Origin of the sequence: Mycolicibacterium alvei, assembly GCF_010727325.1 — a bacterium.
Classification (GTDB): domain Bacteria; phylum Actinomycetota; class Actinomycetes; order Mycobacteriales; family Mycobacteriaceae; genus Mycobacterium; species Mycobacterium alvei.
Genome location: NZ_AP022565.1, coordinates 861,091 through 877,940, shown reverse-complemented (window position 1 = coordinate 877,940; position 16,850 = coordinate 861,091). Strand labels below are relative to the sequence as shown.

Below are 16,850 nucleotides of genomic sequence, written 5' to 3'. Positions count from 1 at the left end.
CACCGCAGCCTCAGGGTTGGTAGCCGTCGATGAATCCCGTGAGCCCTGACGGTGTATGTGGTCCGATCGCGATCTGCTCGACCACACCGATTCCGGTGCGATCACCCATGGTGGCTTTGACGACGTTCTGCAGGTGAATCGAAGAGAAGTCGATGGGATCGAAGTCGTCGAGATCGATGGACTCCCGGCCGATCTCGAACTGTCCATGATTGGAACCGTGTCCCCACTGCGGATGCCAGTAGCCGAGCCCGCGCATCCGGAAGGTGAACAGCTTCTCGACCTCGATATGGGTTTCGCCTTCGATGGGATCGGTGAACCACAGGTGAGCCCGCCGGATCTCGCGTCTTCCCGGTTCCCACTCGAGTTCATAGCCGATGTCGTAGCACTCGCGTACACCGACCCGGCTGCACGGAGAGGCGCCCGCCGGTATCGGGTCGAGAATCTGGGCCGTCTCCAACCACCGGCGGCCGTCTTCGTGCTCATGAAAGGCGTAGTGCGTGAATCGATCACCGAAATGTAAAGGTGCCCAGAGCCAGAACACCTGGAACGGCATCGGCTCGCGGAGCACAGGCACCTGCTCACCGATGGGCCGGACTCCCCAGGACCGGTCGCGGGTTCCGGGAACCGCGCCGGCTTCGACGGTCAGATCCTCACCGTCGACACAGATCGTTCCTTCCCAGGATCCCCACTGGGTGAGCCGGGTGTGATCGGTCAGCACGATGCCTTCGGCGGTACGCCGCTGTTGGCGCGGTTCCTCGATGGCGACGGTGGTGGCGCGGAAGGTCAGATCGCAGGAGATGCCGTGCTCGTTGGAATCGACGATGTAGCGGATGGTGCGCAGCGATTCGACAACCTCGATGCGGAACGGGCCGATGGTCGCCGAACGGTCCAGCGGCATGGCCCCTGAGGCGAACACCGAATGTTCCACGCCGTCCTTGACCAGGCTGAAGGCGGCATCGATGATCCCGCGAACCGGGTAGTGGCCCATCGCCGCACCGAAGTAGAACTCGCCGTCGCGCTGATGACCGTTGAACCAGTAGCGGTCGTAGTGGTTGGGGTCAGCACTCACCGGTGTGGCGACCGGATCAGCCGAGGCGTGAATCGGATAGTCGTCGAACGGCGTCAGCACGGGTCAGCTTCCCGACTCGTTGATCTTCACCAGCATCTTGCCGATGTTGGCGCCGGTGAACAGTCCGTTGAGGGCGTCGATACTGGATTCGAGTCCCTCGTAGACGGTTTCACGATGGACGAGCAGACCTTGTTGCTCCCATTCGCTCAGGGCGGCGAAGGCCTCATCGAAGTGTGCCCACTCCTCGAGTGCGATGAAGCCCTGCATCGTCGAGGATGTGGCGAGCAGGTTGACGTAGTTGGACGGGCCCGGGTGATCGCCGTTGAGATAGCTGGAGATGATGCCGCACATCACCACGCGGGCCTTGTGGGCCAGGTTGGCCAGCACGGCGTTGAGGACGTCCCCACCGACGTTGTCGAAGTAGACGTCGATGCCGCCCGGGCACGTATCTCTGAGCGCGGCGGTCAGGTCGCCGGCCTTGTAGTCGACGCACGCGTCGAAGCCGAAATCCTCGACCACGACCCGGCATTTCTCGGAGCCACCCGCGATACCGACCACCCGGGCACCGGCGATCTTGGCGATCTGGCCGGCGACCGACCCGGTGGCACCGGCGGCCGCCGACACCACGACGGTCTCACCGGCTTGTGGTTTGCCGACACCCTTCATGCCGAAGTACGCGGTGGCGCCCGTCGGACCGTAGATCGACATCACCGCGAGCGGATCGGTGTAACCGACCACCGGCGTACTGAACAGGTCGTCGCGGATGATCGCGTAGTCCTGCAATCCGGTCAAGGTGGTGACCATATCGCCGACTTTGTAGGCGTCACAATGTGATTCGACAACTTCACCGATACCGGCCGCCCGGACGACCTCGCCCAATTCGAGGGCCGGTAGGTAGCCGGGTTCGCCGTCCAGCCAGGTGCGCGCGGCGGCATCGATACCCACATACGTCGTCCGCAGCAGTGCCTCACCGTCGGCGGGGACCGGAGCGGATGTGGTCACCATCTCCGTGTCATCGGGGGAGACCAGCCCATCCGGGCGGCGGCGCAACAGGATCTGGCGGTTCTGGCGATGTGCGGCGTCAGTCATTCACGTCTCCCGTAGTCATCCGAATTTCCATATTGATTATCAGAACTCACATCGAATAGCGTCAACCCTCAGCCCGAGAATGTCCCGCCTGGTAGGAGGATTTCGTGACCTCCAACGACGTAGCGCCGCGCCGCGGTCGGCCGCCCCGCATCGACAAGCGCGCCATCGTCGCGGCCGTGGTGGAGATCGGGAGTGAGAATGTCACCATGCGCCTGGTCGCCGAGCATCTCGGCGTCAGCGTGCCCGGCCTCTATCACCACGTGAAGAACCAGGACGAATTATTGCTCCTGGCCGCCGAGAGCGCGTTGGTCACGTCGCCGCCACCTCGGTACGCCGGCGAACACTGGGCGACGTGGATGCGTAGCTACGCCTTATACATCCGGACCGTACTGGCATCGCAGCCGGCGTTGGTGGAGAAGTTCGTCTCGGGCGGGGTGCGCGATGAAATGGAGATGGAGTGCAACGGCGCTGCGGTCGAGGCACTGACTGAGCACGGTCTCGCACCCGACGACGCGATGGCGGTCTGGGCCGCGGTGAGCGCGATGGCGATCGGCAGTGTCACCGAGGCGCACCGTGAACACCTCCACGCCGAAAGCGGACAGCCGTGGCTGGCCCGGATCTTCAAACTCACGGCGAAACGTTCCGCGTCCGACTATCCGGCGTTGCGCGCCGTCGCCCAGTCCGGGTTCGATCCGTTCAGCGAAGACAGCTTCCAACAGCGAATGACCATGTTGCTCACCGGTATCGCGGTGCAGTACGGGCTTCCGCCGGAACCTGCGGACTAGCTACCCGGCAACCTGCGAACCAGCCCGTCGTCGAGCATCTGCTGGAAGTGCTCTGTGATGGTCTGCTCCGTGGGCCGGTAGGCCAGTCCGAGATCGTTGCGGCTGCGGCTGTTGTCGAATCGCAACGGGTATCCGACGTTGCGGTCGACGAACTTTCGGGTCAACCCGGCGAGCGGAGCGATGGCCTTTATGACCGCCTTGGGTGCGGTCATCCTCGGGAACGGATACCAGGGGCCGAACCGGCGGCGCAGCACCTTGCCCATGTCCAGGAGGGTCAGCGATTCGGCGTTGACGATGTAGCGGCCGTGCGCCTCGGGGGTGAAGCCGGCCCGTAGGTGAGCATCGGCGACGTCACGCACGTCCACCACGCCCATGGTCAGTGCGGGTGCCCCCGCCAGCAGGGTGCCGTCGGTGAACTGCTTCATCGTGCTCAGGCTGGCCGAGTCGCTGGCAGTGGTCAGGGCAGGGCCGAGCACCAGTCCCGGGTGGATAGTCACCAGGTCCCAGCGGTCCTGCGCCTGTTGATACCGCCAGGCCTCCTGCTCGGCCACGGTCTTGGAGTAGGGGTACGGCTGATGCTCGACACTGCTGGTGCTGTTCCAGTGTTCGTCGGTGAAAACGCCACCGGGGATGTCCCGTGACTCACGGGCATCTCCGTAGATCGCGACCACGCTGCTGGTCAACACCACGCGTTTGACGCTCTCCGTGCGGTTGACCGAGTCCAAGACGTTGCGGGTGCCCTCCAGCGCCGGGCGGATCAGCGCCTCTTGCGCATCCTGGTAGCCGGAGAGCAGGAAGGGCGACGCGGTGTGCATGACGAGCTGGCATCCGGCCATGGCCTCGTCGAAGCTGCCGGGCTCGAGCAGGTCCGCCTTGAACAGTGTCAGCCGGCCGGGATGGTCAGCCGAGAGCTTGTGCAGATGCTCGAGACCGGACGACTTCTGCGGGTTGCGCACTGTGCCGCGGACGGTCTGGCCGGCTTCGAGGAGACACCGGACGATCCAGCTCCCGATGTAGCCGCTGGCACCAGTCACCAGGACCGGCGCGTCCGGGTCGATCTGGGTGCTGGGTGTGCTCATGGCGGGTTCCTCTCCTGCGGGTCAGCTCGATCATATTGGTGACGACGTGCCCGATGTGGGGGACAGTTAGCGCTATGAGTAGCCAGAAGGTACCGAAGCCCAGCGACCTCAAATCGGCCGCTCAGGCGGCCGTGGAGACGGCCCAGTCCGCCGTGGGGGCTGCGCAGGCGGTGGCGAGCGGTGCGATGCGCATTCCGCCGGCGTCGGCCCAACTCGCCGCCCAACTACCCGATTTGCTGGAGAACCTCGCGATCGCGACCGAACGGCTCAACACCACGATCGATCGGACCGAACGGTATCTGGCCATGGCCGACCCGATGTTCCGCACGCTCGACCGACTCCTGCCGCAACTCGAATCGTTGATCAATACGGGCAACGACGTCTTCCGGACGTTGACCAGCCTTCCGGGCATCTCCACCCTGAATCGGATTGCCGGCCGCGGGCAGGACAACCGAAGCTGACCCCGGTTCACCTGTAGGCCTGGCCGATACCGAGAACGGCAGCGGTATAGCGCCAAAGTGTTTGTGTGGCTTGATCGGAACTCGGTGTCGGGACGGCTCGGAGTTGTTGTGCGATGCCGTGGCGCAGGCCGCCGATGACGTATGCGGCTGCGCTGTCGGGGTCCAGATCCGTTGGGAGCTCGTCGAGTTGCTGCCCGTGGCGGATGTTGGCGGCAGCGTTGTCGATGAGGTTGTGCACATAGGCGGCCTCGAGCTCGGTGAGCTGCGGATCGCTTGCGGTGCGGTTGAGCAGGATCGGCGCCAGCGGGTCGGCCAGGTGATAGGCGACGAAGCGGTGGGTGCGGTCGCGCTCGCGGGTGGCCCAGTCGCCTGCAGGCAAGTGGGCATCGGCGATGGCGTGGCGCAACCCGTCGTAGAAGCCGTCATAGATCGCGGTCAGCAGACCGCTCTTCGATCCGAAGTGGTGATAGAGGGCGCCGGTACTCAGTCCGGCGCGACGGGTCAGCCCACTGAGTTCGAAGGCACCGTTTCCGTGTACGAGCTCGTCGCGGGCCGCCTCGAGTAGTTGTTGACGTCCGACCGGCGCGCGTGCCATAGTCCGAACCATAACAGAAGTCAGTTATGTTTCGGTGAGGGCGATATGAGCACTGAAGTGAACTCGTTGACGGAGCTGGCCGGTGACCTGGCCGGCACCTATCGGCGGACCGCCAGCAGTGGTGAGCAGGTGGACCCTGCCGTAGCCGAGGCAGACCTGGCCGCGGTGCTGCGCGACGGATACGTGATCCTGCCTGATCTGCTCACTGCGGCTGAGTTCGACGAGATTCGGGAATCCGTGGGACCACTGTTGGACCTGCTGGGCCGCAACGGGTTTGAAGGACACGCCACGCAGCGGGTGTACAGCGTGCTGAACAAGACCCGCAGCTGCGACCGGATCGCCGACCATCCGCGGGTGCTGGCGCTGCTGGATCGGATGTTCATGCCGAACTACCTGTTGTCGATGTTGCAGGTGATCAACATCCTGCCGGGGGAGCAGGCCCAGATGCTGCACACCGACGACGGCTTCTACCCGTTACCCAGACCACGGAAAGCGCTGGGCGCAGCCACGATCTGGGCGATCGATGACTTCACTGCCGATAACGGTGCCACCGACATCGTCGCGGGCAGCCATGAGTGGGGCGATCGACTGCCCGAGCCCGCCGAACGTGAACCGGTGGTGATGAGCGCCGGGTCGTGCGTGTTCTTTCCCGGGACCTTGTGGCACGGGGGAGGCGCCAACCGATCCCCGAGCGCTCGCCTGGCGCTGACCGCGCAGTACTGCGAGCCGTGGCTGCGCCCGCAGGAAGCGTTCACCTTGTCGATGACCCGCGACACCGTGCGGGCCGTCTCCGAGGACATCCGCCGCATGCTCGGCTACAGCATCCACCCGCCGTTCATCGGTCAGGTCGACGGCATGCACCCCAAGCGTCTGCTCGAGCCGGGTGCGCAGTCAATCTGACGCATTGCCGTGCACGATTGCCCTCCATGCAACACGATTCGTGATGATCGACTTCAATAATGCTCGCTCCGTTGAGGATTGATACTCCCTTCGCTTTTCGCTGCCGGCCCGACAGACGCTTGTGAAGTCTCGGCTGTCGCTTTTTCATGTGACTGCGAGTACCGTTAAACGTGTTGGTGCTCCGTCATCCCGATTGCCTGTTCGGACTTGAGGGCATCAATTCAATAAGGCCGATTCGATCGGCCATAGATGGGAGCGTCCGCATGACGCTACAAGTGGTTGAGAATGGGGAACGGCCGCAAGGCTTGTCACGTATTTCGAGGTTGCGGTTGAAACCGACGGCGCCACGCAGTGGGTTCGTCGACGGAGCATGGTGGCCTCGCGGTGATGATCTCTGTGCCGAACTTCCCGACCTTCTAGCGGGGCTGTCCGTCAGGCTGGGGCATGTTGAACGAGTGCTCTACCGATTGTCTGACTGGCGGCCCGCGCCGCGAAAGATCTACGTTGACGGCTGTCTAGTAAAGCTGGACGGGTATGAGCGTCAACCGATCTCAACCATCAGTCTGCTCGGACCTGGATTTCATCGACTCGATTTGCTGGTCTTGGCTGTGCATACGGAAGCCTCCGATGCGCACGCGACGATGATGAGAGCCGCACATCCCTGCGACGACACCCGGGTGGATCGCCTTCTTGGAATCGACCCGCGCGTCCGGATCAGCTTGGACCGAGCCAGCATTGCCCAGCAGCGCTGGGGATCAGAAATCTCCAAACCACGCAGTGCGTCCCCGAATGCCCATCCGGTGACCGCCTTCTGAGGACCAAAACGCTGGCGAAATCGTCAGGGATCGGATTTGACCATGACTGTACAAGTAACACGCACCGACGGCGTCACTGATGAATTTGCACGCTTCGGCGATCGCTATGTCAAACACTCTGACGGATCACTAGAGGTTGTCCGAGCCGGAACAATGCAGCCCGCGACCTATCCGGCGGACGGCTGGACTGATGTGGCCGGAGACGAGAAGCGCAAGCCTCACAGGCTATTTCATCACCGCACATAGTGTGGCTAGTGCAGCCTGAGCATCGAGTCACGTTCGACATACACTCGCCCCGTCATTCCGCCTTCTGATTCCCAGCGCTCTTGAGCATTGGATGCCTGCGTGCGCCTGTCACGGTCTCGCTGGCTGATCATGAGCAATCCGTCGACGGTCGCGGCGTTGTGGGGTTGCGCTGCGGTCATCATGGTGCGGTGAGCGTCGTCGGCGTCGGTATGGGGCGGAATCACCAGTAGGGTGAGCCGGTCACCGTCGAGCCCGAGAACTTCAATGGTGTTAATCGACTGAAGCCGATAGCCATCCAGGCGCACCGCTCGCCCACCGGTGGTGACCTTTCGTGGTGCGGTGGCCCATGCCTTAAGGTGATACATCACCCGGTCGATGCGGCCCAGACGTACCGAGAGCACGGCCAACAGGTCCGGCAGCTCGGCGCTGAGGTCATCGCTGTGCGGCCACCAAGCCCCGTCAACATAGCCGCTTTGGGGCGCCTTGGCTTTCAACCGCAGGCGTGGTGTACGCGCCGGCACGGTCGAGTTCTGATCATTTTTGCGTGTCTGCTGTGGCGTCATGACGACGCTCCCGTCTGGACTGCGTGAAGCGGTCCTATCCTTCAAATCAGCGATGACACACTCGAAATTGGTTGCGTGTACGAAGTACCGCCGATAGTTGTGATCCTACGCCGATCCGGCTTGACTGCAGTGCGCATCGGACCCGACCCCCGCGGTCTCTGCGACGAGGTGGTCCACGACGTCGAGCAGACTGTTGCGCATGCGCATGGCGCGACGCTGCCGGGCCGCTGAGCTGCCGTCTGCCAGCGCCTGTTGAGCCAACTCCTCAACGACCCGCCAATCTCCGGAAGCCTGCAGCTGTGGGCGGAGCATCTGCACCAAGTCGGTGACCACATCGCCCGCAGGGCGACTCGCCGGACCTATCAAGTCCACGAGGTCGCCTTCCAATCCTGATCGAGCAGCACGCCACAACGCGGCGCGGCCGAGCGGGGGCACCACTATTGCGGAAGGCACCCCGGCGCGTAGGCCCTCGACTTCGCGTTCGACGAGCGCGCGGAACAGGGCCGCGATCAGGACGATGGTGTCGGCCCGCGGACAGCTGTCACACACGCGCAGTTCCAACGTGGGCGTTCGCAGGGCCGGGCGAACGTCAAAGTACGACATCCCTGCGTCGCTAATCACCCCGGTCGCAACCAGATTGGAGATCAACGTGTCGTACTCCGCGGCTGACTTGGCCGGGGGAGCCAAACCGGTGGTGGGCCATCGTTGCCATACCAGTGTGCGGACACTGCTGTAGCCGGTGTCAGATCCGTCGGACCAGAATGGTGAACTCGCACTCAATGCGAGCAGAGTCGGAACATATGCCGCCACCCGGCCGGCCACCAGGACCGACTCGTCGCGGTCGTCGATTCCTACGTGAATCTGGGTACCGCAGATCAGTTGCTCGCGCGCCAACAGCTGATAGTCGGCAAGCATCTGCTGATAGCGGGAAGTCTGGGTCACGCGCATCTCACTGGGCACCGACAATGGAACAGCGCCTGCGGCAACCACGCCCAACCCGAGAGTAGACGCCGTATCGACTAGGACTCGGCGTCTCGCTGTCAGATCAGCCCGCAGTTCCGTAAGGGTACTGACCACGCTGCCGTTCGTCTCCACGACGCAGCCCTGCAATTCGGCCACATAACTGTCAGACAGAAGTTGCAGCAGCTCTGGTGCACGCGCTGCCAACCGCCTGGTCGTGAGGTCGACAAGGTGGAACTCTTCCTCAATGCCGACCGTCCGTGGCATCTATCCTCCAGTCAGTGAAAATGCTGCTGATGACCAGCTGGATAGCGTGGTCCCACTGGGTCGTTGAACTGCTCAGGGGAGGTCGGCGCCGCGTTGCGGTGGATGTCGTCCCGCTGGGGCAGACCCCAGTCTGGGGCCGCACAGATGTCGGCTTCTGACAGCGTTTGTTGCCCGCCACCCACGCGAAGACCGCGATGAGCATTGCCACCGCGAACACCACGAAGACGATGAAAACGTTACTGCTGGTCTCCATCTTGGCTCCTTCGGACTTGCCGGAACGCGAGGTCGACTGTGAAATCGGTTGCGCCCCAGTGCGTTGTCGTACCATCTGCGGCTCAGCGCGGGACAGGCACAGACCTGATTGCAGCCGTCGGCTCCGTGTCGTCGGCTATGACCGCGGGTCGGTCAGTAGTAGTGGCGTCGACCGCCGACGGCGTGACCCGTCCGCCCCATCAGCATCATGAGCAGGCCGACGACCAGCAGGATGACCCCGATGACAAGTACGACATGGGCGAAGGCGAACGTGGGGACGAGACTGGGGAGGAGTAGCCCCAGAACGATCATGATGATTCCGACGATGATCATGGCATTTACCTAGTTTCGGTGTAGATGTTTGTTTGTGGGCAGGTATGCCCGGGTCAGTTACTCCGATCGCTAAGCGGCGGCGAGCCGGTACGACGAACTCAGGGGGTTGCCGCGGGGCGGGAGCGCAAACCCTGGGGGGCGTTGCCACTGCACACAACGTGAAGGCAGGATGACGTCGGTCCCGGCAGCTGCGTTCTGAACCACCGGAACCTCAGCGTTCTGGGCCGCCGGCAGCACACAACTCCGTGGTTGAGTAATACCCGTTTCAGGCCTCCGCCAACCGATTGAGGCACCATCACTTCGCCACATACGGCGGATTGCCCGGCCGGATCATCCGCCGCCGCGGGCTTAACGCTATTCAGCCGATTACATTCGGCCACATGCGGTCGCTTCGGTATCGCCCGAGGTGACTATCAGCAAAGCCGTATCGTGCGGGGAGGACTCAGTGCTGTCGCTGACCCGGCTCGTGGCGCGGCCGCCTGCACCACCCACTAATGTCCCATTCTGTCGAGTACCTCCGTGCGCGCAGCGGCCGGCGTCATGTCGCTGGGAAACGGATTCGGTGGCGGCGTGCATTGTGATCTGGGCGGCGTCGGCCAACGGAGCCACGCAGCCGCCGATCAATCGCCTGTGGCCCGCAGCATGATCTCTGAAATGCTCGTGCGGCTCTGCCCGTCGAGGGTGCCCAACTTCGAAATCCACACCACCACATTCGAGGTTTCCGTCTCATTGTCGACGGTGATGGTGTTTTCCCCCGGCTGCAACACCATGTTCGGCGTCAGCTCGGTGGTGTCGGAAAGGCTGTTCGGGTGGGCACTGTCGGCCGCACGAACCTGGACCTCTGTTCCGGTGCTCGGCACGTCGATCGTCACCTCGCTCAAGGCGGCCGGCGACGGGAGGTGAAGTAGCAGGCCGACGCCTTCTTTGAAGGCCGGAAACGGTGCGGCATCTTGGTAGATGTCGGTGGGCCATGACGTATCGGGGTTGCCGTCGATGGCCAGACCCGCCTGGTCCGGATGGTCTGGTGCACCGCCGGGGGAGAACACCGTCGCACTCGTGGGCGTCACGATTGGTCCCGGACTGCTGTGCGACGAGGAGCCCGAACCGCGAATGAGAAGAACGGACGCGGCAACGGTCGTCGCGATCACGGCCAGTATCAAGGTGATGCGCACGGGACGGGACGCCAGGGCGCGGCGGCGCCCGCGCGTCCCGGCCGAGTGATTGACCACCGAGTCGGCGAACAGCGTTCGGTCATCCCAGGGGCCGCTGACCTCCACCACATCCCCGTCGGAGAGTTCGCCCGTAATGGAATTGCCGCGTAGCTCGACCGGCACGACGGTGTGCGCTTCACCGGTCGACTCGTATCGCTCCACACGGAACGTCCAGACCTCCTCGTCGCCGTCAGGTCCGGACGGTTGCTTCTGCACCCCCTGGGCAGTGCCCAGGATTGTCAGCATGGCCAACCGCTTGGTCTCCGATGAGCTGCTCCGCGCGCGGTGGTCGGGGGTCTCCAACGGGGCGGTGTGCCCACCTGCATCACGCGGCGTTGGCTCCGGATTCTGCACCGGCACCGGTTCGGGCGCGGTCGACAGGTCAGTACTTCCGCCCAGCGCGCGGGCGAAGTCCAGGCACCGCGCGTAGCGCTTATCGGGTTGCTTCGCGAGCGCCTTCGCCATGACGGCGTCGAGATGCGCGAGGTCGGCACGCCGCTCGGACAGCTGGGGAGGAGGTGTGTAGAGGTGGTTGCCGGCCAGGACGATGCGATTGGCGTCGTCGAAGAGAGGCGTACCGGTCAGCAAATGGAAAGCGGTCGCAGCCAGGGCGTACTGGTCTGCTCGGCCGTCGAGAGTCTTCCCGGTGAGCTGTTCTGGCGCTACATACGCGACGGTACCGATGGCCACGTCGGTCTCGGTGAGGCCACTCGTGTCGTCGGCTTCCCGGGCGATGCCGAAATCGGTGAGCAGTATGCGTCGCCGGGCACTTCCCGACGGCGGGGTGACCAGGATGTTGGCCGGTTTGACATCGCGGTGCAGCAGGTTCCGTTCATGCGCGACGTCGAGGGCTTCGGCGACGGCCGTCACGATCTCCACCACATCCTGGATGGGCATCCCCGTCGGGTGCTGCTCGATCAAGTGCTTGGCGTCGGTGCCCTCGACATAGTCCATCGAGATCCACAACCGGCCGTCGAACTCTCCACGATCGTGCACCCCGATGATGTGCGGATGCCACAACGTTGCGGCCAACTCCGCCTCTCGGGTGAACCGGGCGCGGAACTCATCATCGCGCGTGGTGTTCACCGAAAGGATCTTGAGCGCATCCAGACGGGGAAGGCGCGGATGCTGGGCCAGGTAGACCTCGCCCATGCCACCGGCGCCGAGGAGCCGCTGAATGGTGTACCCGGCAAAGACGTCACCGGCATTGAACGGCATGTTCGAAGCCTACAAACCAGGGCAAATCGAGCGATGCCCGGAACACCATCAGTCAGGTGAAGAGCACGACCGGCTTCAGGGTGCTTCCGTTGGCGGAGTCCTCGAAGGCTTCGTTGATGCGGTCGAATGAGTAGGTCTTGATCAGTCGATCAAACGGGAACCGGCCGGACCGGTGCAGTTCGATGAGCTGAGGGATGAACACCGACGGGACGGAATCGCCCTCAGTGATCATTTTGATGGTGATCCCATCGGCAGCAGCGACCCGATGTCCAGCGAGGCGCTGGTACCCAGTGCTGCCGCACCCAATACGCCTGCCACGCCACGGGGAGCGAGCGACTCCGTCATTGTGGTGAATACGGACGGAACGCCGGTGGTCTCCACCGCATACTGAACGCCCCTCCCGGTGATCCTGCGTACTTCCTCCGCTGGATTGCCGGTCTCGGCGAGGACGGTGTGCGTGGCGCCGAGTTCCTTGGCCAGCTCCAGGCGCTGCGCGTTCCGGTCCACCGCGATGATCACCGAGCAATCGGCCACAACAACGCGCTGCACGGGACGCTGTCGTTGACAGCATGATTGAAGGCGCGATATCTAACGGCGACTTCGTGCAATGGCTCTCAAGGCGACTGATTCCGACTTCGTCGCCGGTTCGGCCAGTTGCCCAGACGTCGGCATACCAGACAACTTCGACGGCTGGCTTCCGAACCCGGAAACCCCTACACAGGAGGATGATTCGGCCGCACAGACGCCGACAGCTGCATCCAGCGACACCGCACAGATACGTCACTGTGACGATTATGTAGAGCATCCCGAGGGCTTCGATCCCGTCGCGAGAGTGCATGTCCGGCGCTCCCGGGTGGTCACGGACAGGCCGAGGTGCTGAGTCCGAGATGCTGTCAGATCATCGCGGATGCACCTAGCGAGCACGCCAACCAAGCGGCCACCGCGGATCAAAACCGCTCCGGAAAGCAGAGCGGAATCGGATTGTTCTCAACTAGTTCCGGATCGGATGTCCGATCCGCGACTGGTTGAGAGTGCGGCAGTGCTGTGAGCTGGCCACTGTCAATTAGTTCCGGATCGATCTGAATGGATTCGTCCGCGAAGAAATGAGAGTGCAGGACAGAATCCAGAAAGACTTGAGAGTGCCGGAAGTGTCACGACGTCGATACGAAGCTCGGCGGAATCGTTGGCGACGTGGATGCTGGTCTTCGGGCCATGCCGCAGCAGCCACGACCGTCATTCCGGCGCACACGCGGATAAGCAACAATTCCGCGTGGCCCCGCCTTCTCAGGGAACGCTATTTCCGCGACGTTGGCAGATCCAGGTATTCAAGAAAGGGGGAGGGGATTGACCGCCGGCTGCCGTAACGGGTTGACCTTGATTTGGAACGTGTGATGAGCAATGCACGACGCGCACGCGTCACAGCGACATAGAAGGTGCGTAGTTCGGCAAGCTGTTCGTCGGGAGTCTGGGCCCGAAAGTCAGGGAGTTGTCCATCATTTAGTCCGACGATCGCGACTGCCCTGAATTCGCGACCTTGAGATTTGTGGATTGTCAGCAGCCGTACGCCCGGGGCAAGGTCGTCGCCGCGTTGCTGCCGCGAGCAGAATAACTTGAATGCTGCCCAAGTGAGTCCGGCGCGATCGACGGTTTGATCGAATTCGGCCCATGAGTCGCGCAGCTGCTCAAGATCCGTTTGCCACGCCGCTAACTGACTCGTGCTCGACGCGGTGGGCACGGCGAGATCGTCCAAGGCAGCCACGAAGTCGCCAACATCCTCGATGTCACACAGGGGAGCGAGTGCCTGTAGTGCCGGGTCAGCGGTACAGAGAAGTTGGTTTCGAAGGTCGACGATGGTCGTGACCAGTGCGGAATCGATGTCGAGGAGCCGTGCCAATTGCCAATGCACCGACTGGTGGTCACTAGCGCTGCGCAGTCCGATGATCTCGAGCACAATTTTGGCTGACGTACTGTCCAGCCAGTCAGACGCTCCACTGGCGGAGACGAAGGGAATACCTTGCGCGGTAAGAGATTTTCCGGTGTTTCTCAGCGCGGCTGCAGACCTTCCCAAAACGGCGATGTCCTCGGCCCGCACCGTCGGGACGTCTGACAAAGCGAGCGCCTCCGATGGGATGCCTTTACTGAGCAGATCACCGATCCACGTCGCGACAAGGTTGCCTTCAGCTTCTTCGTCCGGCGCCTCATGGTAAGTGATCAGGCCGGGGGCGCTGTTTTCCTCGGCGGGCTCGACAAGTGTGTGCCCCAGCGCGAGGGCAATCCTACTCGATACCAACGACATCGCGGTGGCCGAGCGAAAGTTAGTACTGAGCCCGAATGTCGTTGCCTTGTAGTCATTGATAAACCTGGCAATAAGCCGCGGGTCCGCGCCGGCGAAGCTAACGATTGATTGTTTGTCGTCCCCGACCAGCATCGTCGGCATGATATTGCCACCCCCGGGTGCGTCAATGAGCGCGGAGAGAAGCTCGTACTGTGCCGGAGTCAGATTCTGTGCTTCGTCAACAATGAGGTGAGCGTAAACGCGGGAGAGCTGGCGCCGTGTCGACTTCGACTCGAAGAGTTCCCGTGCCGCCGATAAGAGGGACGGATAGTCAAGTGAGGCAGCATTTCTCAATGCTGCCTCCCACTCATCGAGAAGGGGGCTGCGGCGATTCCGGGCGCGAAGTAAGTCTAGTTCGTGCAACGCTGTACCGAGGTCGCCGGACTCGGTACTGCCTTGCTCCTGCAGCCATCGAGAAAGAAGTTCTACGCGGTCCTCATCGCGCACCAACAGCTCGGGTTCGACGGGAAGCCCAATTTTCGTTCCGTGTTCACGAATCAATGTATGGGCGAATCCATGCACCGTGTCTGTCTCGACTTTCGCTGCCAGCGCTCCCAGACGCTCGTCGAGCCGGGCTCGCAGCTCGTCTGCCGCCTTCTTTGTGTACGACAGCGCCAGCACTTTTTGGCCATCGTCGCAGGAGTTCTGTAGCAGGCGTTGTGTGCGGCGAGCAACAACCTCGGTCTTTCCGCTGCCAGCGCTCGCTATTACGGCGATGGCCCGATCATCAGACATCACCACCGCCCGCTGCTCATCGCTTAACGGTGGGTCGATGTTGTCGGAACTTGTGGGCCGTGGCATCACAACTCCTGTCGCAGGCGCTCAAGGAGCACCTTCAGCGAATCGGGCCAGAGCGCGCTGTCAGGGTATTTCTGGATCAGCCTGTGCGCCAGCGCCACACCGACGCTGCCCTTAACTTTTTTCAGAGCTTTCAGCAGAGGAAGTCCATGATTGATATCAGGACGGACATCATCGCAGGCCGCCCAACATAATTCAGGGTCAAACGTTGCCATCATAGTCTCAAACGCGCCTGGTATCGGATGGCCTTCGTCGTTAACTCCGTATATCCAGACGAGACGAGTTGCGTCACCATCGCCGTGATCGTTGCTCAGCGCCATCGCGGCAGCCTTTCCGGCAGGATCGCTGTCTGCGAAGAGCACCCAAGGCGTGGCGGTCAGCATCGCGAACTTGACGGCTGAAGTTGCGAGTGGGCTGGTCAAGCTTTCAGGGTCGATCACGCAGATGCCGTGCGCTCGATGACCGAGTGCATGACGGACTGCTACCGGTAGGAACGCGCGTTCAGTCGCACCGTCCCCGATGATGACCGCGCTGGCGAAGACAAGTTCCCCGAACGGCCGTTCGACCAGCCGCTTAAGGGTCTCCATCTCTGCGGTGTGCAGGTCAGGGCGGAGCGCCCGGTGCGGCGCGTCAGCTGCGGTGGCCGCAGGTCCGAGATCAACTATGCGCAAAGTCTGGGTATCGTTGCGTAACAGTCGGATACAGCGGGGAGACACCGCTGTGACGAGCTGTGCGGAGTGAGTAGACACAATTTTCTGGCCCCGCAGAGCTGTGAGTAGGCTGCTCAGTTCCAGCGACGCCTGTGGGTGCAGATGTGCTTCTGGTTCCTCGACCAGCGTCACCGGGTGCGGTTGGAGGGATGATCCGTCCTTGCCGAGTCGACGATCATAGAGAACGCCCTGGACCTGCAGCGATGCTAAACTACGTGATCCCGCGCCGTGCATTCGGATCGGAAGTGCGCCCGATCCTGTATCCAGGTCAACGGAGACCGAACGGGCGAGTTCTTCGAGAGTGACGGGCAACGGATTAAGGTGCGGCACGCCCATGCTCCCGATCAGCTGATGTAATCCCTCGAGGGCTTGGCGCACTGATGTAAGCGTTGCGCTGCCAGCAACGATCGTGGCCCCCAGTGCGTTCAGTTCACCTTCGAGTGTTTGGCGACTCGCCTCATCCACTTCCAGGTCGCTGAGAATCTTGCGTATCGTTGACCCACGACGCCCCAGCTCCTCCACCAGGTCACGCCGCGTGTCTATGAGGTCCACCGCGAACAATCCACGCTGATCGGCCCGTAGGCCTGGCGCATCGGTCCGTTCCGTCCACCGTCGATTAGTCACATCGAACGTCAGCAGGCGGGTCTCAGTAAAGGCGCCGGAACCCTCCGCTGAGTGGCGCACGTAGGTTCGCCAGGCGAACCGTTCACGTAGCGGCTCCTCTTGCAGGGTCTGCACACCGGTGCCCAGGCGCCGCCCGACGCTGTCGCTGAAGGCGTCATCGGGCTGCTTACCAACCGGAGGCGGTGGGGCCAGCACGATGTCGATGTACGGTTCTGCCGACTCGCCGACGGTGAAATCGTCGGCCTCTGCTGCACGGCCTCCCAGAGCGAGGTTCAGGGCGGCCAGGATTCGTGACTTACCTGAATTGTTTCGACCCGCGAGAATTGTCACGTCGGGTTCGAACTCGATGTCGCACTGGTCGATCCCACGAAACAAATGCACATGCAGTCGCTCGACATACAGCGGTGCAAATCCTGTCGCAGGGTTGAACGGAGCAGTGGTGTGATCGATGGGATCGACAGATTGATCAGAGGGCGCGACCCCAATGTCAGACATTGGGTTAACTTATCGGTCTGATGGTGCAACACTTTGCAGCCACCG

General features: G+C 62.6%; 17 protein-coding genes. 5 read left to right on the top strand and 12 right to left on the bottom strand.

The features are described 5' to 3' along the window. Positions 1-10: 10 nt before the first annotated feature. Both G6N44_RS04135 and G6N44_RS04130 read right to left on the bottom strand, forming a co-directional pair. On the bottom strand, positions 11-1,129 hold the full coding sequence (locus G6N44_RS04135; protein ID WP_163661354.1) for an Rv3169 family protein: 1,119 nt from the start codon (positions 1,127-1,129) through the stop codon (positions 11-13). Positions 1,130-1,132: 3 nt separating this feature from the next. Continuing rightward, positions 1,133-2,158, bottom strand: a complete 1,026-nt coding sequence (locus G6N44_RS04130; RefSeq protein WP_163661352.1) for an NADP-dependent oxidoreductase — start codon at positions 2,156-2,158, stop codon at positions 1,133-1,135. A 104-nt stretch (positions 2,159-2,262) separates the two neighbouring features. Between G6N44_RS04130 and G6N44_RS04125 the strand changes: the two genes are divergently transcribed. Next, entirely contained in the window at positions 2,263-2,943 is a 681-nt protein-coding gene (locus G6N44_RS04125; protein WP_163661350.1) for a TetR family transcriptional regulator, read from the top strand. On the opposite strand, the gene G6N44_RS04120 is transcribed toward G6N44_RS04125, so the two are convergent. Beyond that, positions 2,940-4,022 (bottom strand): SDR family oxidoreductase, encoded by a 1,083-nt coding sequence (locus G6N44_RS04120; protein ID WP_163661348.1) that lies wholly within the window; start codon positions 4,020-4,022, stop codon positions 2,940-2,942. The two genes, G6N44_RS04125 and G6N44_RS04120, sit on opposite strands and share 4 nt — an antisense overlap. A gap of 74 nt (positions 4,023-4,096) precedes the next feature. On the opposite strand from G6N44_RS04120, the gene G6N44_RS04115 reads away from it, so the two are divergent. Beyond that, a complete protein-coding gene (locus G6N44_RS04115) occupies positions 4,097-4,483 on the top strand; it encodes a hypothetical protein (RefSeq protein ID WP_163661346.1) in 387 nt (128 codons plus the stop codon). 7 nt (positions 4,484-4,490) lie between these two features. Here G6N44_RS04115 and G6N44_RS04110 read toward each other — a convergent pair whose 3' ends face one another. Continuing rightward, on the bottom strand, positions 4,491-5,078 hold the full coding sequence (locus G6N44_RS04110; protein ID WP_163661344.1) for a TetR/AcrR family transcriptional regulator: 588 nt from the start codon (positions 5,076-5,078) through the stop codon (positions 4,491-4,493). Positions 5,079-5,123: 45 nt separating this feature from the next. Between G6N44_RS04110 and G6N44_RS04105 the strand changes: the two genes are divergently transcribed. From G6N44_RS04105 to G6N44_RS29390, 3 genes are all read left to right on the top strand, one after another. Next, a complete protein-coding gene (locus tag G6N44_RS04105) occupies positions 5,124-5,978 on the top strand; it encodes a phytanoyl-CoA dioxygenase family protein (protein ID WP_163661342.1) in 855 nt (284 codons plus the stop codon). Positions 5,979-6,241: 263 nt separating this feature from the next. Then, positions 6,242-6,793, top strand: coding sequence for a DUF5994 family protein (locus G6N44_RS29285; protein WP_170309380.1), 552 nt, complete (start codon positions 6,242-6,244; stop codon positions 6,791-6,793). Between the two features lie 42 nt (positions 6,794-6,835). Beyond that, a complete protein-coding gene (locus tag G6N44_RS29390; RefSeq protein ID WP_163661340.1) occupies positions 6,836-7,039 on the top strand; it encodes a hypothetical protein in 204 nt (67 codons plus the stop codon). A gap of 5 nt (positions 7,040-7,044) precedes the next feature. On the opposite strand, the gene G6N44_RS04095 is transcribed toward G6N44_RS29390, so the two are convergent. From G6N44_RS04095 to G6N44_RS04060, 8 genes are all read right to left on the bottom strand, one after another. Next, positions 7,045-7,602 carry a DUF5994 family protein gene (locus tag G6N44_RS04095; RefSeq protein WP_163661338.1) on the bottom strand — a complete coding sequence of 186 codons (558 nt, stop codon included), beginning with the start codon at positions 7,600-7,602 and terminating at the stop codon, positions 7,045-7,047. A 105-nt stretch (positions 7,603-7,707) separates the two neighbouring features. Then, entirely contained in the window at positions 7,708-8,829 is a 1,122-nt protein-coding gene (locus tag G6N44_RS04090; protein WP_163661336.1) for a carboxylate-amine ligase, read from the bottom strand. A 405-nt stretch (positions 8,830-9,234) separates the two neighbouring features. Then, complete coding sequence (locus G6N44_RS04085; protein ID WP_163661334.1) at positions 9,235-9,414, bottom strand: DUF6131 family protein; 180 nt, start codon at positions 9,412-9,414, stop codon at positions 9,235-9,237. A gap of 620 nt (positions 9,415-10,034) precedes the next feature. After that, positions 10,035-11,843: a serine/threonine-protein kinase gene (locus G6N44_RS04080; RefSeq protein WP_163661332.1), complete on the bottom strand. Its 1,809-nt coding sequence runs from the start codon at positions 11,841-11,843 to the stop codon at positions 10,035-10,037. Positions 11,844-11,895: 52 nt separating this feature from the next. After that, complete coding sequence (locus G6N44_RS04075) at positions 11,896-12,075, bottom strand: aryl-alcohol dehydrogenase (protein ID WP_163661330.1); 180 nt, start codon at positions 12,073-12,075, stop codon at positions 11,896-11,898. Beyond that, positions 12,072-12,392: a zinc-binding dehydrogenase gene (locus tag G6N44_RS04070; RefSeq protein ID WP_163661328.1), complete on the bottom strand. Its 321-nt coding sequence runs from the start codon at positions 12,390-12,392 to the stop codon at positions 12,072-12,074. Before G6N44_RS04070 ends, G6N44_RS04075 begins: the two co-directional genes overlap by 4 nt. A 745-nt stretch (positions 12,393-13,137) precedes the next feature. After that, entirely contained in the window at positions 13,138-14,979 is a 1,842-nt protein-coding gene (locus G6N44_RS04065; protein WP_163661326.1) for an ATP-dependent helicase, read from the bottom strand. Further along, positions 14,979-16,805 carry an ATP-dependent nuclease gene (locus tag G6N44_RS04060; protein ID WP_163661324.1) on the bottom strand — a complete coding sequence of 609 codons (1,827 nt, stop codon included), beginning with the start codon at positions 16,803-16,805 and terminating at the stop codon, positions 14,979-14,981. The genes G6N44_RS04065 and G6N44_RS04060 overlap by 1 nt, the downstream gene beginning before the upstream one ends. Positions 16,806-16,850: the final 45 nt, after the last annotated feature.